Origin of the sequence: Alloalcanivorax gelatiniphagus, from assembly GCF_005938655.1 — a bacterium.
GTDB classification, from domain to species: Bacteria; Pseudomonadota; Gammaproteobacteria; order Pseudomonadales; family Alcanivoracaceae; genus Alloalcanivorax; species Alloalcanivorax gelatiniphagus.
On record NZ_VCQT01000034.1, the window covers coordinates 39,221 to 61,264 of the forward strand.

Annotated in this window: 19 protein-coding genes and 1 tRNA gene; 8 read left to right on the top strand and 12 right to left on the bottom strand. The window is 65.5% G+C overall.

Annotated features, from left to right (window positions below):
- The first annotated feature begins 161 nt into the window (after window positions 1-161).
- The 4 genes from FGS76_RS10860 to FGS76_RS10875 all read left to right on the top strand — a co-directional run bounded on the left by FGS76_RS10860 (window position 162) and on the right by FGS76_RS10875 (window position 5,554).
- A complete protein-coding gene (locus FGS76_RS10860) occupies window positions 162-2,306 on the top strand; it encodes an FAD-dependent oxidoreductase (protein ID WP_138772666.1) in 2,145 nt (714 codons plus the stop codon).
- Window positions 2,307-2,472: 166 nt separating this feature from the next.
- Window positions 2,473-4,065, top strand: coding sequence for a methyl-accepting chemotaxis protein (locus tag FGS76_RS10865; protein ID WP_138772667.1), 1,593 nt, complete (start codon window positions 2,473-2,475; stop codon window positions 4,063-4,065).
- A gap of 32 nt (window positions 4,066-4,097) precedes the next feature.
- Window positions 4,098-4,919 (top strand): DUF547 domain-containing protein, encoded by an 822-nt coding sequence (locus FGS76_RS10870; protein ID WP_138772668.1) that lies wholly within the window; start codon window positions 4,098-4,100, stop codon window positions 4,917-4,919.
- Window positions 4,920-5,122: 203 nt separating this feature from the next.
- Window positions 5,123-5,554, top strand: a complete 432-nt coding sequence (locus tag FGS76_RS10875) for a hypothetical protein (RefSeq protein WP_138772669.1) — start codon at window positions 5,123-5,125, stop codon at window positions 5,552-5,554.
- 6 nt (window positions 5,555-5,560) lie between these two features.
- On the opposite strand, the gene FGS76_RS10880 is transcribed toward FGS76_RS10875, so the two are convergent.
- From FGS76_RS10880 to rnr, 12 genes are all read right to left on the bottom strand, one after another.
- Window positions 5,561-6,931: a TrkH family potassium uptake protein gene (locus tag FGS76_RS10880; RefSeq protein WP_138772670.1), complete on the bottom strand. Its 1,371-nt coding sequence runs from the start codon at window positions 6,929-6,931 to the stop codon at window positions 5,561-5,563.
- Between the two features lie 10 nt (window positions 6,932-6,941).
- Window positions 6,942-8,312 (bottom strand): TrkH family potassium uptake protein, encoded by a 1,371-nt coding sequence (locus FGS76_RS10885; protein WP_138772671.1) that lies wholly within the window; start codon window positions 8,310-8,312, stop codon window positions 6,942-6,944.
- Entirely contained in the window at window positions 8,309-8,959 is a 651-nt protein-coding gene (locus FGS76_RS10890) for a potassium channel family protein (RefSeq protein ID WP_138772672.1), read from the bottom strand. The genes FGS76_RS10885 and FGS76_RS10890 overlap by 4 nt, the downstream gene beginning before the upstream one ends.
- A gap of 83 nt (window positions 8,960-9,042) precedes the next feature.
- Window positions 9,043-10,407 (bottom strand): DNA repair protein RadA, encoded by a 1,365-nt coding sequence (radA, locus tag FGS76_RS10895; RefSeq protein WP_138772673.1) that lies wholly within the window; start codon window positions 10,405-10,407, stop codon window positions 9,043-9,045.
- Between the two features lie 104 nt (window positions 10,408-10,511).
- Window positions 10,512-11,579: an alanine racemase gene (gene alr / locus FGS76_RS10900; protein WP_138772674.1), complete on the bottom strand. Its 1,068-nt coding sequence runs from the start codon at window positions 11,577-11,579 to the stop codon at window positions 10,512-10,514.
- 7 nt (window positions 11,580-11,586) lie between these two features.
- On the bottom strand, window positions 11,587-12,978 hold the full coding sequence (dnaB, locus tag FGS76_RS10905) for a replicative DNA helicase (protein ID WP_138772675.1): 1,392 nt from the start codon (window positions 12,976-12,978) through the stop codon (window positions 11,587-11,589).
- 127 nt (window positions 12,979-13,105) lie between these two features.
- Window positions 13,106-13,558, bottom strand: a complete 453-nt coding sequence (rplI, locus tag FGS76_RS10910) for a 50S ribosomal protein L9 (RefSeq protein ID WP_138772676.1) — start codon at window positions 13,556-13,558, stop codon at window positions 13,106-13,108.
- A 15-nt stretch (window positions 13,559-13,573) separates the two neighbouring features.
- Window positions 13,574-13,804 (bottom strand): 30S ribosomal protein S18, encoded by a 231-nt coding sequence (gene rpsR / locus FGS76_RS10915; protein ID WP_138772677.1) that lies wholly within the window; start codon window positions 13,802-13,804, stop codon window positions 13,574-13,576.
- Window positions 13,805-13,824: 20 nt separating this feature from the next.
- Window positions 13,825-14,112: a primosomal replication protein N gene (gene priB, locus FGS76_RS10920; protein WP_240692508.1), complete on the bottom strand. Its 288-nt coding sequence runs from the start codon at window positions 14,110-14,112 to the stop codon at window positions 13,825-13,827.
- Window positions 14,113-14,135: 23 nt separating this feature from the next.
- The gene (rpsF, locus tag FGS76_RS10925) at window positions 14,136-14,477 is read right to left on the bottom strand and encodes a 30S ribosomal protein S6 (protein WP_138772679.1); all 342 of its coding nucleotides are present in this window, start codon (window positions 14,475-14,477) and stop codon (window positions 14,136-14,138) included.
- Window positions 14,478-14,656: 179 nt separating this feature from the next.
- A complete protein-coding gene (gene rlmB, locus FGS76_RS10930; protein ID WP_138772680.1) occupies window positions 14,657-15,427 on the bottom strand; it encodes a 23S rRNA (guanosine(2251)-2'-O)-methyltransferase RlmB in 771 nt (256 codons plus the stop codon).
- Window positions 15,424-17,823: a ribonuclease R gene (gene rnr / locus FGS76_RS10935; protein WP_138772681.1), complete on the bottom strand. Its 2,400-nt coding sequence runs from the start codon at window positions 17,821-17,823 to the stop codon at window positions 15,424-15,426. Before rnr ends, rlmB begins: the two co-directional genes overlap by 4 nt.
- 191 nt (window positions 17,824-18,014) lie before the next feature.
- Between rnr and FGS76_RS10940 the strand changes: the two genes are divergently transcribed.
- The 4 genes from FGS76_RS10940 (at window position 18,015) to FGS76_RS10955 (ending at window position 22,023) form a co-directional block, all read left to right on the top strand.
- Window positions 18,015-18,101: transfer RNA gene (locus FGS76_RS10940), tRNA-Leu, on the top strand.
- A gap of 108 nt (window positions 18,102-18,209) precedes the next feature.
- Window positions 18,210-18,428, top strand: a complete 219-nt coding sequence (locus FGS76_RS10945; protein WP_138772682.1) for a hypothetical protein — start codon at window positions 18,210-18,212, stop codon at window positions 18,426-18,428.
- A 108-nt stretch (window positions 18,429-18,536) separates the two neighbouring features.
- Window positions 18,537-20,288, top strand: coding sequence for a PhoX family protein (locus FGS76_RS10950; protein WP_138772683.1), 1,752 nt, complete (start codon window positions 18,537-18,539; stop codon window positions 20,286-20,288).
- Between the two features lie 94 nt (window positions 20,289-20,382).
- Window positions 20,383-22,023: a hypothetical protein gene (locus FGS76_RS10955; RefSeq protein WP_240692509.1), complete on the top strand. Its 1,641-nt coding sequence runs from the start codon at window positions 20,383-20,385 to the stop codon at window positions 22,021-22,023.
- The last annotated feature ends 21 nt before the right edge of the window (window positions 22,024-22,044 follow it).

Sequence of the window (22,044 nt, forward strand, 5' to 3'; positions counted from 1 at the left end):
CATGGCAGCCTTCACGGCGGGCGCCGTAACGCGCTGCTAACGTCGGAACCCTACCGGGTTCGCACCCCTTCCACAGTGAGGGCGCCGGATCCGGCTCGTCACAAACGTAACAGTGGTTGCCAATCGCCGGGCAAAAACGTCCCAGTGGATAAGGGTGAATTATGAGCATTAAGAAGATGACGTTGCTGCTGGTGATCGTGGCGCTGGTGGCGGGCTACTTCTTTTTCGATGTGGGGCAGTACCTGAGCCTGGATTACCTGAAGCAACAGCAGGGGGCATTTCAGACCCTGGCCAGCGAGCATCCGGTGGCGGTGCTGGGCGGCTTCTTCGCGCTGTATGTGCTGGTCACGGCCCTGAGTTTGCCGGGGGCGGCGATCATGACCCTGGCGGCGGGGGCGCTGTTCGGGTTCTGGGTGGCACTGCTGCTGGTGTCGTTCGCCTCCAGCCTGGGCGCCACCCTGGCGTTTCTGGCGGCCCGGTTTCTGTTCAAGGACGCGGTGCAGGAGCGCTTCGGCGAGCGGCTGAAAAAGATCAATGCCGGCGTGGAGAAGGACGGCGCCTTTTATCTCTTCACCTTGCGTTTGATTCCCGCCTTTCCGTTTTTCGTGATCAATCTGCTGATGGCGTTGACGCCCCTGAAGACCTGGACCTTTTACTGGGTCAGCCAGGTGGGCATGCTGGCCGGCACCGCTGTGTACGTGAACGCGGGCACCCAGTTGGGCGAACTGTCGTCGTTGTCCGGCTTGCTGTCGCCCGGCTTGCTGGGGGCGTTCGTGTTGCTGGGGCTGTTCCCCTGGCTGGCCAAGGCGGCGCTGGCGCTGGTGCAGCGCCGCAAGATGTATCGGGGATACCAAAAGCCCAAGCATTTTGATCGCAACCTGATCGTGATCGGCGCCGGTTCCGCCGGCCTGGTGAGCGCCTACATCGGCGCCACGGTAAAAGCCCGGGTGTCGCTGATCGAGGCGGAAAAGATGGGCGGCGATTGCCTGAACACCGGCTGCGTGCCCTCCAAGGCACTGATCAAAAGCGCCTCCCTGGCGCATCTGCCGAAGGTGTCGGAGCGATACGGATTCAAGCGCATTACCACGGAGTTCGACTTCGCCGATATCCAGGCGCGCATCCAGCGGGTGATCGGCCGCATCGAGCCCCACGATTCGGTGGAGCGCTACCAGGCCCTGGGCGTGGATTGCATCCAGGGGCGGGCGCGGCTGGTGTCGCCCTGGGAAGTGGCCGTCGAGACCGCCGACGGTGAACGGCGCCTGAGCGCCCGGGCGATCATCATCGCCACCGGCGCCCGCCCGTGGCTGCCGCCGATTCCCGGCATTGATCAGGTGCGCGTGCTGACCTCGGAAACGCTGTGGCAAATCGATCAACTGCCGCCTCGCCTGCTGGTGTTGGGCGGCGGCCCCATCGGCTGCGAACTGGCACAGAGTTTTGCCCGGCTCGGCAGCCGGGTGACCCAGCTGGAGAAAGGTCCGCGCCTGCTGCCCCGTGAAGACGACGACGCGGCCGAGGCGGTGGCCACGGCGCTGGGCGAGGACGGGGTGGAATTGCTCACCGGCCACCAGGCGGTCCGCTTCACCGTCGAGGACGGCGAACAGTGTGTTGTTACGGACAGCGAACAGGGGCCGCGACGAATTCCCTTCGACGCGGTACTGGTGGCGGTGGGCCGGCGCGCCAACACCGCCGGCCTGGGCCTGGAGGAGCTGGGCATCGCCACCGGCGACAACGGCACCCTGGATCTGGATGAGCGGCTGCGCACCCGCTTCCCCAATATTTACGGCTGCGGCGATGTGGCCGGCCCCTACCAATTCACCCATGTGGCCGCCCACCAGGCCTGGTACGCCGCGGTCAACGCCCTGTTCGGCATCCTGAAGACTTTCAAGGCCGACTACCGGGTGATTCCCTGGGCCACCTTTACCGCGCCGGAGGTGGCGCGGGTGGGACTGAACGAAAACGAGGCCCGGGAAAAAGGCATCGAGGTGGAGGTGACCCGCTACGGCATCGACGATCTGGACCGGGCCATCGCCGACGGCAGCGACCGGGGTTTCGTCAAGGTGCTCACGCCGCCGGGCAAGGACCGCATTCTCGGCGTGACCATCGTCGGCGAGGCGGCCTCGGACCTGATCAGCGAATACGTGCTGGCCATGAAGCACGGCCTTGGCCTCAACAAGATTCTCGGCACCATCCACATCTACCCCACGCGCGCCGAAGCCAACAAGTTCGCCGCCGGCGAATGGAAGAAGGCGCACAAGCCGGAGAAACTGCTCCGCTGGGTGCAACGGTTTCACGATGCGAGACGATAGCGTGAAGGATCAAAGCTGTTACAGAAAATATATGCAAGCTGTTAACTACTGCTGAGCCGCGCCGATAGAGCATGGGACACGGACGCCATTGTACCAAGCGGCAGGACTAAAACGTCCGTCGGGAAAGCCGCACCGACACTGAAACATCCATACAAGGCTCCTTCCTATGCTGCTCAACAGAAGCGTCAAACTAAGGCTTTCCCTAAGCCTGGGTCTTTGCATCGTGCTGCTCATCATTATTGGCGTGATGGGTATCATCAGCACCAGTTCCGTGAGAGAAAACCTGGAACAAACGTACAATCAGAACCTGATCACCTTGCTGGACCTGGCCACGGTGCACGAGTCACTGATGGACACCCGCATCATCATCACCGCTGCCCAGCGGGACCGCGATGTCAGCCTGGCCAGAAAAATGGAGGATGAGGTCAAGGAAAACGACCTGAAAATCGATCAGTACTGGGCGGATTATTTTCCTCAGCGGATCAGCGGAGACCAGGAACGGGCCATCGCCGAGCGCTTCCAGGAAAGCTTGAAAGCGCTGCGCGCCAACCTCGATGAGCTTAAAGCTCTGATGATCGCCGGCGACTTCGATCAAGCCAACCTGCTGGCCAATGGAGCAGTGGGCGAAGGCTACACGCAAACGCAGGACTTGATCGGCGCCCTGGTAACGCGCAACCGGGAACAGGCCGATACCCATTACAACCGGGCACTGACCAACTATAAGGCGTCCCGCAATGTGGTCATCGGTCTGATGGTGGTTTCCGTATTGGTGGCGCTGGGGCTGACCTTCTGGCTGGTGCGCGGCATCATGACGCCGCTGGGCAAGGCCCGCCATGTGGCACGTGCCATGGCGGAAGGTCGACTGGACGACGACATCGATGTGACCTGCAAGGACGAATTCGGTGACATGCTCCGTGATCTGGTGACCATGCAGGAGAAACTCTCCGACGTGGTGCTCTCGGTGCGCGACAACGCCGAATCGGTGAGCATCGCCTCCACCGAAATCTCCCAGGGCACCGACGATTTGAGCCGGCGCACCCAGGACCAGGCCGCCAGCCTGGAAGAGACCGCCGCGTCCATGGACGAGATTACCTCCACCGTGCGCCAGAACGCGGACAACGCCAACGAGGCCGACGGGCTGGCGCAACGTGTCAGCGGCCAGGCCAGACAGGGCAGCGACATCGCCCGGGAAGCGATCTCCGCCATGGCGGAAATCAGCAGCTCCAGCCGCAAGATCACCAGCATCGTTTCGTTGATCGACGAGATCGCCTTCCAGACCAACCTGCTGGCGCTGAACGCCTCGGTGGAAGCGGCCCGGGCCGGCGAACAGGGCCGTGGCTTCGCGGTGGTGGCCGGCGAGGTACGCAGCCTGGCCGGACGCAGCGCCGAGGCGGCCCGCGAAATCAAGACGCTGGTCGACGAAAGCGTGGACCGGGTGGACACCGGCACTGCCCTGGTGGACAAGGCCGCCGAAACCCTCGGGGAAATCGCCAAGGGCGTGGATCAGGTCACCGCGCTGGTGGGCGAGATCGCCGTGGCCAGCCGCGAACAGACCCAGGGCATCGAGCAAGTGAATCTGGCGGTGTCGCAGATGGACGCGGCGATCCAGCAGAACGCCAGCATGGTGGAACAATCCAGCGCCGCCAGCCGGTCGCTGCAGGACCAGGCCAACGATCTGCTGCGGCAAATGAGGTTCTTCCGTGCCTCCGACGCCGAGTCCGATCAAGCGCTCACTCCAACGCTACACCGAAGCGAGTAAGCTGGCTGTCCCTGTTATCGCGGAGAGCCGTCATGGTTTATGTTCAACGCGGGTTGCTGGGGCTGCTGCTCCTGGCCCTGAGCGTGTCGCCGGCCCTGGCCGAGCGACCGTTCGATCACGGCGCCTGGGACACCCTGCTGCGGGACCACGTTACGTGGCAGCGGCAGGGGCGCACCTCCACCGTGGACTATGACGGCTTCGCCACGGACCGGCAGGCCCTGCACGCCTATCTGGAGCGGCTCTCGGCGGTCAGCGCGGAGCGGTTTCAGCAGTGGCCCCGGGACGCCCGGCTGGCGTTTCTGATCAACGCCTACAATGCCTTTACCGTGGAACTGATTCTGCGCCAGAACCCAAGGCCGGATTCCATCCGCGACATCGGCTCGATCTTCCGTGGTCCCTGGAAACAGCGCTTCTTCACCCTGCTGGGTAAGGAGCGCACCCTGGACGACGTGGAGCACGGCCTGATCCGGGACAACCCGGCCCTGATGGACGCGCGCATTCATTTCGCCGTCAATTGCGCCTCGGTGGGCTGCCCGGCCCTGCGCCCGGAAGCCTACACCGCCGGCGCTCTTGACCGGCAATTGGACGACGCCACCGGACGTTTTCTCTCCGACCGCCAGCGCAACCGGTACCGCGACGGGGTGCTGGAAGTGTCTTCCATCTTCGATTGGTATCAGGAGGATTTCGAGGCCGCCGCCGGCAGCCTGGGCGCCTGGCTGGCGGACCAGGGCGACGCCCTGGCACTGCCCGGCGACGCCCGCCAACGGCTGCGCGCCGGCGACCTGGAGATCGATTTTCTGGACTACGACTGGTCCCTGAACGGGGACCCCGCCGGCCAGTCCACCTCACCCTGAGCCCGCACCGGCGGCCGGCAGCGGGGAAAAAGGCGACATAAGTGGCACCGGTGCAACGCCGGCGCTTGAAAGCGAAGGTCGCCACCACCATCTTGACGCCGTCGAGCATCAGACCGTGATTTCCAGGGCGCGGCGCTCACCGGCCGGGACACCGCCTGAAGCGGAATGCCGGCCTCGCCGAACCGACGCATCACGAGGGCCGCATGAGTCATATCGAACGCCTGGACCGCATCCAGAATTCCTACCGCCGCCTGCCACTGTGGATGCGTCTGTGGATCATGCTGGTGTTGATTCCGGTGAACGCCGCCGGCTTTTTCATGCTGCACACCGCCAGTGGCCACGCGGTGGCCTGGGCCAGCGCTTTCGTAATGGCCGCCAACGGCCTCACCCTGTGGCGGTATGCCTCCCTGAACCGGGCGCTGGCCCTGCCCCATCTTCTCGCCTGGGTACCGCTGCAGGCGGCGCTGGTGGCGCGGCTGATCGGGGGCTGGGGCCCGGACGCCATGGCGTGGGATGAGTGGCTGCTGGCGGTGATGGTGGTGATGGTCAATTCCGTGGCGCTGTTCTTCGACACCGTGGCGTCCTGGCGCTGGTGGCGGGACCGGCGCCTGAACCTGGCCGCCGACGGCCTCTGACCGCCTTCAACCGATCTGCACATCGGCCTCGGTGTAATGCACCCGGGCAGGATTCGGCCTCGCCAGCGCATAGGCGAACGCCAGCGGCCCGATGCGGCCGACGAACATCAGCAACATCAGAATGCCCTGCCCCGGCGCGCCCAACTCGGCGGTAATCCCCCGGGACAACCCCACGGTACCGAACGCGGAAAAGCTCTCGAACAGCAGATCCAGGGGCTTCATCTGCGGCTGCAGGATCACCAGCACGAAGGCCGCCAGCATCAGCAGCATGACGCTGAGCATGACCACCGCGTAGGCCCGAAACACCGCCGCCACCGCCACCGCCCGGCGGAACAGGCGCGGCTGCTGTTCGCCGCGCAGGATCGCCCAGGTGGACAGCAGCACCACCATGAAGGTGGACACCTTGATGCCCGAGGCGGTGGAGTTGCTGCCGCCACCGATAAACATCAGCAGCATGGTCAGCAGCGTGGCCGGCATGCCCAGGGCGCCGGTGTCGATGCTGTTGAAGCCGGCGGTGCGCGGCGTCACCGCCGCGAACCAGGCCGCCCAGAACCGGTCCGCCACCGGCAGCCCGCCCAGGGTGCCCGGGTTGTGCCACTCGAAGCCCAGCATCAACAGCCAGCCGCCCAACGCCAGAATGGCGGTGCCGGCGAGCGTCAGCTTGCTGTGCAGGGTAAGGCGGGCCAGGCGCCGCCGGCGCCAGAGATCCAGGATCACCGTGAACCCCAGGCCGCCGATGATGAACAGCGCGGTGATCACGGTGTTGACCAGGGGCTGCCCGGCCCACGACATCAGGCTGTCCGGGCGCAGGCCGAAGCCCGCATTGTTGAAGGCGGAAACCGCATGGAACAGGCTGAACCAGAGACCACCGCCCCAGCCCATTTCCGGCACCCACACCAGGGCCAGCAGCAGAGTACCGAGCAGTTCCAGGGACAGCGCCAGAATGGCGATGTGGCCGACCAGCACCAGCACGTCACCGGGGTCGGTCTGATCCAGCGCCTCGCGCACCAGCCGCCGCCCGCCAAGGCCGAGCCGGCCGCCCAGGGCAAGAATGGTCAGCCCGGCGAAGGTCATCAGGCCCAGGCCGCCCAGCTGGATCAGCACCAGCACCACGGCCTGGCCGAAGCCGGTGAGCACACTGCCGGTGTCCACCACCACCAGACCGGTAACGGTGACCGCCGAGCAGGCGGTGAACATCGCCTGGCCCAGCCCCAGCCCACCGTGGCTGGCCATCGGCAGCCACAGCAGCAGACCACCAATCAGGATCAGCGTCAGAAAACTCAGCGCCAGCAACGCCGGCGGGCTGAACCGCCAGGGCCGGCGCAGTTGCGCCCGCAGGGTAAGACGGCCGCTGACGCGGGGCTGCCAGCTTTTCATCGCGCGCCGCTCACCCGATTTGCACCTCATCCTCCGCGTAGCGCAGCCGCACCGGTCGCGGCCGGGCCAGGGAGAAGGCCAGCGCCAGGGGGCCGATGCGGCCCACGAACATCAACACCATGACCACCGCCTGGCTGGCCATGGACATGTGGGCGGTGATGCCCCGGGTCATGCCGGCGTTGCCGAACGCGGAAAAACCTTCGAAGAGCACGTCCATGGGCCGCATTTCCGGTTCCAGGATGACCAGGAAGAAACACCCCAGCATCACCATCAGCAAGCTCAGCACCACCACGGTATAGGCGCGAAACACGGATTTCAGCGACACCATGCGGGTAAAGGCGGTGGGGCGCTGGCGGCCGGTGAGAAACGCCCGGGTGGCCAGAATCACCACCATGAAGGTGCTCACCTTGATACCGGAAGCGGTGGAGTTGCTGCCGCCGCCGATAAAGATCAGGAACATGGTCAGCAGCACCGTGGGCGCATAGGCGACGCTGATGTCCACCACCGCGAAGCCGGCGCTGCGCGGCACCACCGCCATGAACCAGGCCAGCCAGGGCCGCTGCTCCGGGGCCAGGGCGGCCAGGGTATTGCCGTTGTTCCATTCAAACCCCATCACCATGAGCCAGGCGGAGACGGCCAGAATCAGGGTGCCGGTGAGAGTCAGCTTGCTGTGCAGGCTGAGGCGCCCGAAGCGGCGCTCATGCCACAGATCATTGATCACCGTGAAACCCAGCCCGCCGACGATAAACAGCCCGGTGATGACGATGGTGGTCAGGGGCGTGGCGGCCCAGGGCGCCAGGCCACCGGGAAGAATCGACACCCCGGCGTTGTTGAACGCGGAGGCGGCATGGAAAAAGCTCATCCAAAGCCCCCGGGCCCAGCCCATCTCCGGCACCCAGGCGGTGGCCAGCACCGCCGCGCCGGCCAGCTCCAGGGTCAGCGCCAGCAGCGCCACCTGCCGCACCAGCACCACCACGTCGCCGGGGGAGGTCTGGTTCATCGCCTCGCGGACCAGCCGCTGGCCGCCCAGCCCCAGGCGGCCGCCCAGGGCCAGCACGGTGAGCACGGCGAAGGTCATCAGGCCGAGACCGCCGATATGGAACAGCACCATCACCACGACCTGACCGAACAGGGTCAGGTCCCGGGCCGGGTCCACCAGCGACAGGCCGGTGACGGTGATCGAGGCGGTGGCGGTGAACAGCGCCTGCCACAGCGACAGCCCCTCGTGGCTGGCGAACGGCAGCCAGAACAGCAGCGTGCCGATCAGGATGAAGACCGCGAAGCCGCCGGCCAGCAAGGCCGGCGGACTGAGCCGCCAGGCCCGACGCATGCGCGCGCGCAGGGTGACGCGGCCGCGCAACCGGGGCAGCCAGCTTCTCATAGGCTGGAGGTGAACTCGCGCAGGGCCTTCTCGTCGCCCAGCAGTATCAGGTGATCGTTACGCCGCAGGCGGTAGTCCGGAACCGGATCGAAGGTCACGCTGTTGCCGTGCTTGATGGCCAGCAGCCGCACCTTGTCCGGATCGATCTTCAGTTCCGAGAACGGCTTGTCGTCGAGCACCTCGCCGGGGCGTACCTCGATCACGAAGTAGTTATCGCCCAGCGCCAGATAATCGAGCATGTTGGGGTGCGCCATGGTCTGCGCCACCCGCAGCCCCATTTCGTACTCCGGATGGAAAATACGTTCGGCGCCCAGCTTTTCGACAATCTTGTGGTGGGTGGGCGTGATCGCCTTGACCCACACTTCCTTGGCCTTCAGCGATTCCAGGTGCATGGTGCACAGGATGCTGGCTTCGATGTTCTCGCCGATGGCCACCAGCACCGCGTCGAAGCGCTCCAGTTTCAGTTCCTTGAGCGAGGCCTCGTCGGTGGCGTCGGCGATCACCACCTGGGTGAGCTTGTCGGCGAGCTGATTGGCCTTGGCCTCGTCGGAGTCCACGCCCAGGACCTCGTGACCGAGCCGCACCAGTTCCACGCCCACGGCTTCCCCGAAGCCGCCCAGCCCCATGATCGCGAATTGCTTTTTCATCCTTGCTCCTTCGATTTTTCGTAGGAGCGGCTTCAGCCGCGAATGAGCCGCGAATAATGCCCGGTTCGCGGCTGAAGCCGCTCCTACAATTGTTCCAGGGCCTCGGCCAGGGTGGCCACCGCCACCACTTCGACACCCTCCGGCAATTGCCGGGGCCGGTTGGCCTTGGGAATGATGGCCCTTTTGAAGCCGTGTTTCACTGCCTCGTGGAGCCGTTCCTGGCCCTGGGGCACCGGGCGGATTTCGCCGGACAGGCCGATCTCGCCGAACACCACCAGGTCCCGACCCAGGGGCCGGTCCCGGAAGCTGGAGACGATGGACAGCACCAGCGCCAGGTCGGCGGCGGTTTCCGCCACCTTGACGCCGCCCACCACGTTGGCGAACACGTCCTGGTCACCCACCTGGATGCCGCCATGACGGTGCAGCACCGCCAGCAACATGGCCAGCCGGTTGGCCTCCAGGCCCACGCACACCCGCCGGGGGTTGCCGAAATGGCTGGCGTCCACCAGCGCCTGCAGCTCCACCAGCAGCGGCCGGGTGCCTTCCCAGACCACCGTGACCAGGGAGCCGGCGGCGATCTCATCGGCGCGATTCAGGAAGATCGCCGAGGGGTTTTTCACTTCCTTCAGGCCTTCGCCGGTCATCGCGAACACGCCCAGTTCATTGACCGCGCCGAACCGGTTCTTGAGCCCGCGCAGGGTGCGGAAACGGGAGTCCGTGGAGCCTTCCAGCATCAGCGAGCAGTCGATCATGTGTTCCAGCACCTTGGGCCCGGCCAGGGTGCCGTCCTTGGTCACGTGGCCCACCAGCAGCAATACGGTACCGGTTTGCTTGGCGAAACGCGTCAAGGCGGCGGCGCATTCGCGCACCTGGGCCACCGAGCCCGGCGCCGACTGCAGCCCGGACAGGTACATCACCTGGATGGAGTCCACCACCAGCAGGCGCGGGCGCTCCTTGCGGGCCAGGTCGAGAATCTGCTCCACGTCGGTTTCCGCCGCCAGGCGCAATTTTTCCTTGGGCAGCTTGAGGCGATCGGCGCGCATCGCCACCTGGGACAGGGATTCCTCGCCGGTGACGTACAGGCACGACTCGGTGTCCGCCAGCCGGCACATGACCTGCAGCAGCAAGGTGGATTTACCGGCCCCCGGGTGCCCGCCGATCAGGATCGCCGAGCCCGGCACCAGGCCACCGCCCAGCACCCGGTCCAGCTCGCCCATGCCGGTGCCGATGCGCGGCGTTTCCTCCAGCACGATCTCGTTGAGGTTGCGCACCTCGGTGAGCTCGCCGCTGTAGCCGGTGCGCTCGGCGCCACGACTTTTCGGCGTGGCCGGGTCCACCACGAATTCCTGCAGGGTATTCCAGGCACCGCAGGCCGGGCATTGGCCCTGCCATTTGGGGAAATCCGCACCGCAGTCGGTGCATACGAAGGCGGTTTTCTTTTTGGCCAAGGGAGCTCCTTATTGCTACGTACCGTGGGAGCGGCCGGGCGGCGCTCCGCTTCAGCCGCGATTGGGCCGTCATCGCGACTAAAGTCGCTCCTACATCGGTATCGTTATTCGGTGATCACGCGTACCGGGCGCGCGGTGACCTGACAGAACAATTCATAGCTGATGGTGCCGCAGGCGGCGGCCACTTCGTCGGCGCTGACCACATCACCCCACAGTTCCACCTCGTCGCCGACCCGGGCGTCGATGCCGTTCAGGTCCACGGTGATCATGTCCATGGAGACGCGGCCGGCCAGCCGGGTGCGGTGGCCGTTCACCGCCACCGGGGTGCCGTTGGGGGCGTGGCGCGGATAGCCGTCGCCGTAGCCCACCGCCACCACCCCGACCCGGCCGGGGCCGGGGGCGGTCCAGGTGGCCCCGTAGCCGACGCTGTCGCCGGCCTGCACCGGGTTGATGGCGATCAGGCGGGCGCTGAACCGCTGGGTGGGGCGCAGGTCCAGGTCGGCGGCGGCGCGCCAGGCGAACGGGGAAGAGCCGTACAGCATGATGCCCGGCCGCACCCGCTCGGCGCGGGCTTCCGGATAGCGGATCAGGGCGGCGGAGTTGGCGGCGCTGAGCGGCACGTCCAGCTCTCCGGCCAGGGTGCGGGCCCGGGCCAGTTGGGCGGCGCTGAGGGTGTCCTCGGCCAGGTCGGCGCAGGCGAAGTGGCTCATCACGCCGAGCAGCTTGACCCCTTTCAGGCCACGCAGCCGGGCGGCCTGGGCCCGGGCCAGATCCGGCGCCATGCCCAGCCGGTTCATGCCGGTGTTGACCTTGAGCCAGACTCCCACCGGCCGGGGGCGGGCCACCAGCAGGTCCACCTGCCAGGGGGAATGCACCACCACCTCGGCGTGCAGGCGGGCGGCCAGCGCCAGTTCTTCGTCGTCGAAGAAGCCCTCGGCCACCAGCAGCGGATGGGCCAGCCCCAGGTGCCGCAGCGCCTGGGCTTCTTCCATCAGCGCCACGCCCAGGCCGTCCACCTGGTGGGCCAGGGCGCGGGCCGCCAGCCCCAGGCCGTGGCCGTAGCCATTGGCTTTGACCATGGCGAACACCCGGGCGCCGCCGGCCAGGGCACGGGCGCGGCGGGCGTTATGGGCCAGGGCTCCGGGTCGCAATTCCAGCCGTGTACCACGCATGGGCGCGCTACTCGTCGCTTCTGTATTGCTGGTAGTACTCCGGCGCCAGGTCGTCGAAGCGGGTGAATTCGCCCCGGAACGCCAGACGCACGGTACCGATGGGGCCGTTCCGCTGCTTGCCGATGATCACCTCGGCGATGCCCTTCTCCGTGGTTTCCTGGTTATAGACCTCGTCCCGGTACAGGAACATGATCAAGTCGGCGTCCTGCTCGATGGCCCCGGATTCCCGCAGATCCGACATCACCGGCCGCTTGTTGGGGCGTTGCTCCAGGGAGCGGTTGAGCTGGGAAAGCGCGATCAGCGGGCAGTGCAGTTCCTTGGCCAGACCCTTCAGCGAGCGCGAGATCTCGGAGATCTCGTTGACCCGGCTGTCGGCGCCGGGCACCTGCATCAGCTGCAGGTAATCGACCATGATCATGCCCAGCTCGCCGCCGCATTCCCGCGCCACCCGGCGGGCGCGGGCGCGCATCTCCAGCGGGCTCAGCGCCGGCGTGTCATCGATATAGAATTTCTGCTCGCTGAGCATCTGGATCGCCGAAGTGATGCGCGGCCAGTCGTCCTGCTCCAGGCGGCCGGAACGGATCGCCCCCTGGTTGATGCGCCCCAGGGACGACAGCATCCGCATGACGATGGAGTCGGCGGGCATTTCCATCGAGAACACCAGCACCGGCTTGTGCGCCTTGAGCGCCACGTTCTCGCACAGGTTCATGGCGAAGGTGGTTTTCCCCATGGAGGGCCGGCCGGCCACCACCACCATGTCGGCGGGCTGCAGGCCGGCGGTCATCTTGTCCAGCTCCTCGAAGCCGGTGGTCAGGCCGGTCAGCGAGTTCTTGTTCTTGTACAGTTCGTCGATGCGGTCCACCGCCTTCTTGAGCACCGACTTGATGTCCTGGGGCCCGGAGCCCTTTTTCTGCTGCTCGGCGATCTCGAAGATCGACGATTCCGCGTGGTCGAGAATCTCCAGGGACGGGCGGCCCTTGGGATTGAACGACTGGTCGGCGATGTCGTGGGACACCTGGATCAGCTGGCGCAGGATGCTGCGCTCGCGGACGATGTCCGAATAGGCGGTGATGTTGGCGGCGCTGGGCGTGTTACGGGCCAGCTCCGACAGGTAGGTCATGCCGCCCACGTCGTCCAGTTGCCCCAGATGGGTGAGCGCCTGGGACACGGTAACCAGGTCGCAGGGCTTTTCCTCTTCCACCAGCTGGCCGATCACCTTGAAGATCAGCCGGTGTTCCTTGCGGTAGAAGTCCTTGGCGCCGACCCGCTCGGCCACATCGTCCCAGGCCTCGTTATTGAGCAACAGCCCCCCCAGTACCGCCTGTTCCGCCTCCAGGGAGTTGGGGGGCAGGCGCAGGTTGTCCGGCAGATGGTTGTCCAGGCTCAGGGGTTCGTTCATGGCGGGTCCGCGTGGCGAATCGGGTGTCTGAAAAGAAAAAGGCACCGTCCGATACCGGACGGTGCCCTTGATTCTGTCACCGCGCCCGACCAGGGGCAAACGGCGACCGACCGGGTGCCGGGAGTAATTACTCCTGGGGCACCACGACCAACTTAATGGTCACGGTCACGTCGGCGTGCAGCGCCAGGTCGATGTCGTACTCGCCGGTCTGGCGGATAGCGCCATAGGGCAGTTTGACTTCGGCCTTGGCCACTTCCACACCGCTTTGCTCGGTGATGGCATCGGCGATGTTGGCGGTGCCCACGGAGCCGAACAGCTTGCCTTCGTCACCGGACTTGGCGGCCACGGTGATGCTCGCTTCGGCCAGCTTCTCGGCACGGCCTTCGGCGGCGCTGAGTTGCTCGGCGGCTTGTTTTTCCAGTTCCGCGCGGCGGGTTTCCACCTCGGCCAGGTTGTCCTTGGTCGCCGGCAGGGCTTTGCCTTGCGGGATCAGGAAGTTACGGCCGTAACCGGGGCGAACGTCCACCACGGAGCCCAGGTCACCCAGGTTCTTGATGGTTTCCAGCAGGATCACTTGCATGACGGTCCCCTCGGCTTAATTGTCGTGGCTGTCGGAGTACGGCAGCAGCGCCAGAAAGCGGGCCTGCTTGACAGCGGAGGCCAGCTGACGCTGATAGCGCGCCTTGGTGCCGGTGATGCGGCTGGGCACGATCTTGCCGGTTTCGGTGATGTAGGCTTTCAGGGTGTCGAGGTCCTTGTAATCAATGAACTCAACACCTTCCGCGGTGAAGCGGCAGAACTTGCGACGGCGATAAAAACGGGCCATGGATAATCTCCTCTCGATTCCTAGTCCAGGGGCTCCAGTGTTTCCGCAATCAACTGCACCCGGTCGCGGGCTTCGCCCTTGTAACCGGCCCGGCTGAGAAACCCCGCCACCCTCACGTTCTGTCCTTCCTTCAGACCCTGGATCAGTTCGGCTTTGCGGCCGACCAGAACCACGGCGAGGCGTACCTGGACTTCACGGGGATGACCGTCTTCCTCCTGCCGGGATCGGTGTTCCAGCCAGAAACGCTGGCGGGGTACACCGGCCGGTGTGATCGCTGTCTTTTCGAGACGAACGACGACGCCGGTCAACTGGCAGTGATTGCCGTCGGAAATCAGCTGGTGGCCTCCTCCTTCTCGTTGGATTTCGCCAGCGGCGAGGGCTCGGTGATGGCCCGGTGACGGCGAACCACGAGGTGACGGATTACGGCATCGTTGAACCGGAAGGTGTTTTCCAGTTCGGCGAGGGTGTCGCCGTCACATTCGATGTTCAGCAGCACGTAGTGTGCTTTGTGGATCTTGTTGATCGGGTAGGCCAGCTGGCGGCGGCCCCAATCTTCCTGGCGGTGGATAATACCGTTGCCGTCGGTGATCACGGCGCTGTAGCGCTCCACCATGGCGGGTACCTGTTCACTCTGGTCCGGGTGGACCAGGAACACGACTTCGTAATGACGCATTGTGGCTCCTTACGGATTGGCAGCCTCCCGCATTATGCGGTGAGGCAAGGAGACCGCCTCCCCGGCGGGCCGGGAAAGCGGAAGGGCGGGGATTCTAGCCCAGACCGGCCGCAGGCTCAAGCCGGATCGCGGCTGAAGCCGCTCCTACCGAGGCCCGCCCGGGGCGTGCAGGAGCGGCTTCAGCCGCGATCCCTCCGTGCGGCAACCAGATGAAACAACACCACCCCGGTGGCCACCGACACATTCAGGCTCTGCACATAACCGGCCATGGGAATCGCCAGCAGGTCGTCGCAGCGTTCCAGGGTCAGGCGCCGCAGGCCCTCGCCCTCGGCGCCCATGATCAGCGCCAGGCCCGCCGGCGGCTGGTACTCGAACAGGGACGTGCTGCTCTCGTGGAGCGCGGTGCCGGCGACCCGGATGTCGCGCTCCTGGAGGCGTTCCAGCAGCCGCGCCAGGTTGCCCACCTCGAAGTACGGCAGCGACTCGGCGGCGCCGGCGGCGCTGCGGCAGGCCACCGGGGTGAGGCCGGCGGCGTGGCGGCGCGGCACGATCACCGCGTCGACCCCGGCGGCATCGGCGCTGCGCAGGCAGGCCCCCAGGTTGTGGGGGTCGGTGACGCCTTCCAGAATCAGCAGCAACGGCGGCCGGCCGAGGCGGTCCAGGTGGTTGTCCAGGGCCACGTCGTCACCGGGCCGGCGCGGCCGGGCGCGGGCCGCCACCCCCTGGTTCTGGGGGCCGGCCAGCTTGTCCAGGGATTCCCGGCGCGCCATCTGCACGGCGATGCCCTGGTCCCGGGCGGCGATGATCAGCGTCTCCAGGCGGGCGTCGCCACGCTTCGCCCGGGCATCCAGCACGAACAGCTCCAGCACCGCTTCCGGGCGGTGCCGCAACAGCGACTCCACCGCGTGGATACCGGAGTACATCAGCGGCTTGGGCTGACCCTTGCTCATCGACGGCGGCGTCCCTTGCGGGCGCCGCTTTTCTTGGCGGCGGCCTTCTTGGGCAGGTCGCCCCGGGCCAGCTTCTCGCGCTCGGAGCCGCCTTTCCCGGCCTTGCCACCGGAACCGCCGCCCTTACGACCACCACGGGGCTTTTTCGACGGGGTGCTGCTGATCAGCTCCAGGTCGATCTTGCGCTCGTCGGTGTGCACGCCGGCCACCTTCACACGCACGCCGTCGCCGAGGCTGAAGCGGCGTCCGGAGGACTCGCCCACCAGCGCCATATTGACGTCGTCGAAGTGGTAGTAGTCGCTGTCCAGGTTGGCCACATGCACCAGGCCGTCGATGTTCAGGTCCTGGATCTGCACGAACAGGCCGAAGGCGGCCACGCCGCTGACCACGCCGTCGAATTCCTCGCCCAGGCGCTCTTCCATGAACTGACACTTGAGCCACTGCACCACGTCGCGGGTGGCCTCATCGGCGCGCCGCTCGGTCATCGAGCAGTGCTCGCCCATGGTGACCATGTCGCCCTGGCTGTAGGGCACGATGTGATCCCGGGGGATGGCCGGCAGTTCGCCGGGGTTGTCCGCGTGGGGCGTTTCGCCGCCGCCCCGGATCAGGAAACGGATGGCGCGGTGCACCAGCAGGTCCGGATAACGGCGGATCGGCGAGGTGAAGTGGGTGTAGGCGTTATAGGCCAGACCAAAGTGGCCCTTCACCTCCGCCTCGTACTTCGCCTGGGACATGGTGCGCAGCATCATGGTCTGGATCACCTGGCGGTCCGGGCGCTCGGCGATGGTCTCGGCGAGCTGCTGGAACACCTGCGGCCCGATAGGACCTTCCGACCAGGGAATGCTCAGCCCCAACCCACCTAGAAACTGCTGCAGGTTGGTCAGGCGCTCTTCCTTGGGCGGCTCGTGGTTGCGGTACAGCGCCGGCACCTCGGCCTTCTCCAGCAGGCGGGCGGCGCAGATATTGGCCGCCAGCATGGCCTCCTCGATCATCACGTGGGCCACGTTGCGGTGCACCGGCACGATGTCGCGAATCTTCTTGTTCTCGTCGTAGAGCATGCGACTTTCGTCGCTCTCGAAGTCGATGGCGCCACGCAGCTCCCGGCGCCGGCGCAGGGCGCCGTACATCTCGTGGAACGCCCAGATTGAATCCAGGGATTCGTCGTCCAGGCTCTCCACGGTCTCGATCGCCAGCTGCGATTCCGGTTCCTCGATCACCGCGCCCACCTTGGTATAGGTGAGGCGGTGGCGGGAGCGCATCACGCCTTCGCGGAACACGAAGCGCGACACCCGGCCGTTGGCGGACACCAGCATGTCGCAGTACAGGCACAGCCGGTCCACATGGGGGTTCAGGGAGCACAGGCCATTGGACAGGGCCTCCGGCAGCATCGGCACCACCCGGTTGGGGAAGTACACGGAGTTGCCGCGCTTGTGGGCTTCGTTGTCCAGGGCACTGCCCGGGTGCACATAGTGGCTGACGTCGGCGATCGCCACGATCAGCCGCCAGCCGCCGCGCTTGCGGCGCTCCACATAGACGGCGTCGTCGAAGTCGCGGGCGTCCTCGCCGTCGATGGTGACCAGCGGCAGGTCGCGCAGATCCACCCGGTGGGCCTTGGCGGGATGGGGCACCTCGGCGCCGAAACGCTCGGCTTCCTGCTCCACGCCTTCCGGCCATTGGTGGGGAATCTCGAAGCGGCGCAGGGCCACGTCCACTTCCATGCCCGGCTGCTCCGGGGTGGCGATGACTTCTTCCAGCCGCACCAGCACGTTATGGTCCCGGGACGGGTATTGGGTGATCTCGGCGCGCACATGGTCGCCGGCGCCCGGCTTCAGGCCGTTGTGGTCCTCGACCAGCACTTCCTTGGTGATGCGCCGGTTTTCCGGATCGATAAAGGCCACGCCGGCCTCTTTGCGGTAGCGGCCGACGATTTCGGTGACCGCCCGCTCGGCGATCTCGACGATGCGCGCCTCTTCCTTGCCGAAGCGGTTGAAGCCGGCCACGCTGACCAGCACCCGGTCGCCGTCCATAACCTTCTGCATCTGGCGCGGCGCCAGAAACAGGTCCTTACGGTCGGCGTCGTCGGCGATCAGAAAGCCGAATCCGTCCCGGTGGGCCTGCACGCGACCGGCGATCAGGTCCATGCGCGAAGCGATGCCGACCTTGCCGTTGCGGTTTTCCACCAACTGGCCATCGCGCAGCATGGCGCGGAGACGGCGCTCCAGACCCACCTCTCCGTCTTCGCCCACCTCCAGGATGTCGGCGAGCTCATGCTTGCCGAGCGGCTTTCCCTGGTCGTCGAGGACCTTAAGGATCAGCTCACGGCTGGGAACCGGATTCTCGTACTTTTCCGCTTCCCGATCCGCGTGGGGATCCTCGTAGCGTTTCCTGGATGACATTCAAAAACCTCTATGAAAATACATGTATGACACCTCTTATCGGGCGCCGCCGGCGGCACTTTGAACGGCGCTGGCGGTGGCTACCTTAACGCAGCGGAGAAAAGAGAGGAAATCAACCGTTGACATCCGGCCATCATATACTAGAATGCACGCGCTTTCGCGATACAGGCCCAACGGGCTGGTATCGATAAGCCGAGGTGGTGAAATTGGTAGACACGCTAGCTTCAGGTGCTAGTGGGGGCAACCCCGTGGAGGTTCAAGTCCTCTCCTCGGCACCAATTCAGGATGAGCTCCAGAAGCTCACCGCCAAAAGGGCTCCCTCTGGGAGCCCTTTTTGTTTCCGCCTCCCCGGCGGTCCTCTTCTTCAACGACAAAGGCCTGACACCATGCGCCTTTTTCTCGCCACTCTGGTCCTGGCCATGGGCCTGGGACTGACGCCGCCCGCCCCCGCCCAGGACAACGGCGCGGTTCATCCGGAAATCCAGAAGGCCAACGCCCAGCGCGAAAAGATCGAGCGCCGCGAGCGGCTGCTGATGCTGTTTCCCGCCGGCGTGCTGGGGCTGACCATCGCCCTGGTCATCATCACCCGCCGGCGCAAAAAATAACGCCGTCGCCGGCCGGCGACGGCCGGTACACCGAATTGACATATTTCTCCGCCAGGCTTGAGCCCCATCCCAAGCTCAATGCCCTTCTTATAAGACGGAGAACAATTCATGCATTCCAGGAACGACGCCCGTTTTAAACTGAGCGCGCTGGCCATCGCCACCTCGCTCGCCCTGACCGCCTGCGGCGGCGACAGCGACCATAACGACGTGGGCGGCGGTGAAACCCCGCAGATGCAACGCCTGACCCGCATCGCCACCCTGCCCCTGGGCTCCGAAGCCACCGGCCTGTTCCTCAAGGACGACGGCGAGGTGTTCACCAATATCCAGCACCCCTCCGACGCCAACACCACCGTTGATGCGGAAGGCAACATCTACAAGTTCGCCACCGTGGGCGTGATCGAAGGCGCCGACGTGCGCAAGCCCTTTACCGCCGTGTCCGTGCCGGAAACCCCGGAAGAGAAGCAGGTGATGCGCGTGGCCCTGGGCCGCTATAACGTGCTCGGCCAGCAGGGCGACGCCTGGGCCGGCGCGCCCCAGCCCAGCCTGGGCGGCATCGCCGTGGCGAACGGCCAGGCCCTGATCAAGGTTTCCAACGATCCCGATTTCAACGGCTGGGTGCCGGTGAGCGAGGACGAAGGCTACCTGTTCACCAACTGGGAAGACCGCCCCGGCGGCATGAGCCGCCTGCACCTGATCCGTGACGGCGAAGGCCGCTGGGTGGTACGCGATAACGACGCCACCATGGTGGACTTCTCCAGCGTCAACGGCACCTGGGTGAACTGCTTCGGCACCGTGTCCCCGTGGAACACGCCGCTGACCTCCGAGGAGTTGTACTTCGACGACACCATCGAGTGGAACTCCCCCGGCGAAGGCGGTGTTCAGGATCTGGCGGACTACCTGGCCGGCGAGATCAACAGCGACTACGACGCCGCCTATCCGAACCCCTACGACTACGGCTACATCGTCGAGATCACCGACCCCACCGGCACCCCGACCCCGGTGAAACACTTCAGCCTGGGCCGTTACTCCCACGAAAACTCCGTGGTGATGCCCGACCAGAAAACCGTCTACATGAGCGATGACGGTAGCGGCGTGATTCTCTTCAAGTTTATCGCCGACACCGCCGGCGACCTGAGCAGCGGCACCCTGTACGCCGCCAAGGTGAAACAGGACACCGTTCCCATGGACGCCGCCCAAGTCGGCTTCGACATCGAGTGGGTGGAGCTGGCCAGCGGCAACAATGCCGAGATCCAGAGCTGGGTGGACGAGTACGACGGCATCACCGCCGCCGACTACGTGGAAGGCGAAAACAGCTACATCTCCGAGCAGCAGATCAACGACTGGGCGGAAGCCAAGCTGAACCAGGACCTGGACAACAGCGGCAGCGTGGCCGCCAACCCCTTCGGCGATGATCGGGTGGCCTTCCTGGAGTCCCGCAAGGCCGCCGTGAAGCTCGGCGCCACCGGCGAGTTCAACAAAATGGAAGGGATCAACATCAACCTCAAGCGCGCCCGCAACGGCGTGGAGGGCGACGGCCCACAGGCCTACGTCTACGTAGCCATGTCCGACATCAGCGGCAAGATGACCGACAGCAACGGCCTGGTGCAGCTGACCAACGAAGACACCCATTGCGGCGGCGTCTTCCGCATGCCGCTGGAAGCCGGCTACAACGTCTCCCGCCTGGAGATGGTGGAGCTGGGTGGCCCCTACAAGCCCGATGACGCCGCCAACACCTGCAGCGTGGAAGGCTTGGCGAGCCCGGATAACGTGGCGGTGATGGAAGACGGCCGTGTGCTGATCGGCGAGGACACCAGCCACCACGAGAACAACATGGTATGGCTGCTGGACCCGAACGGCTGATCAGGTCCTTCGTTTCCGGTTTCGGGGAGGAGCGCCAGGCGCCCTCCCCGTTTTCCGTTGTGACGCCTCCATTCCATCAACCGGTTATCCGACCATGAAAGCTCTCGCTGTTCTCTGTCCGGCCCTTCTCTCTCTGGCCGGCCTTGGCCTGACCGGCTGCGACCAGACCGACACCGTCCGCGGCCCGGCCGATGCGGTGCCCGCCGCCGTGCTGGAGCGCAAACTGCCGGCGGACCTGACACGCATCTACAATCAGGAAGCCCCCATTCCGCCCCAGTGCTACACCCGCACCGAGGGCCAGTTCAATCCCTGCTATACCTGCCATCAGACCTACCCGGACCGGGCCCGGCCCAACACCATGTGGGACGGCTACCTGCAGGGCAGTTACGATTTCTCCGAGCTGGGCGAAACCAACCACTGGCTCAACCTGTTCGTGGACCGCCGCCAGGCGGTGGCCAACATGGACGACCAGGCGATCCTGGATTACATCGACCAGGACAACTACAGCGGCTATATGAAGACGCTGGCGCGCTCCGACCAGTGGAACGGCCCGGTGCCCTATATCGAGAACCTGGCCAACGGCGCCGCCGCCTTCGACGGCCAGGGCTTTGCCCGCGACGGCAGCCATTGGGTGGCGTTCAACTACAAGCCGCTGCCCAGCACCTTCTGGCCCACCAACGGCAGCACCGACGATGTGATGGTGCGGCTGCCGGAAAAATTCCGCACCAGCACCTGCCGGGAGGGCGAATCCCGGGACGTTTATCTGGCCAATCTGTCGCTGATGGAACTGGCCATCAAGGAGCTGGACCGCATCGACACCCCGCCGCTGGATGAACAGGCGGTGTGCGCGGATCTGGACGGTGACGGCCAGCTAAACACCGCCACCACCCTGCTGCGCCGCGACCACTACCTGGGCAACGCCATGGATGTGCCGGTGACCGACATGCTCTACCCTGTGGGCATCGAGTTCCTGCACACGGTGCGCTATGTGGGCGTGGACGAGGACGGCGCCATCGGCGTGCCCAAGCGCATGAAAGAAGTGCGCTACATGAACAAGATCCGCTTCTACCAAAGCAGCCATTTGAAGTCGCTGTACGGCAACGAGCACCAGGAAAAACTGGAGGGCAATCTGCCCACCTACACCGACCACGGCGACCGGGGCATGGACAACGGCTTCGGCTGGATGGTGCTGGGCTTTATCGAAGACGCCAAAGGCGGCCTGCGGCCGCAGAGCAATCAGGAACAGCGCTTCTGCATGGGCTGCCACACCACCATCGGCACCACCATCGACCAAACCTTCGCGTTTCCGCGCAAGGTCACCGGCGCCGACGGCTGGGGCTATATCGACCTCAAGGGCATGCCGGACGTGCCGGCGATCCATCAGGACCAGGGCGAGATCGCCCAGTATCTGTCACTGGTGGGGGGCGGCAACGAGTTCCGGGAAAACGACGAGATGCGGGCCCGCTGGTTCCACGACGACGGCCGCCTGGACCGGGCCCGACTGGAGGACGCCGACGTCTACGATCTGATCACACCCAGCCGCGAACGGGCCCTGGCCCTGAACAAGGCCTACAAGTTGATCGTCGAGGAACAGAGCTTTCTGTATGGCCGGGACGCCACCCTGAAGCCGGCGGAGAACGTGTTCCGGCATATCGACCCGGAAGAGATTGAGCCGCTCAAACCGGAGAAGCGCATCGACGCTTACGACATACGGTTGGATTGGTCGCAGAAATAGAGAGGGAATAAATATCGCGAC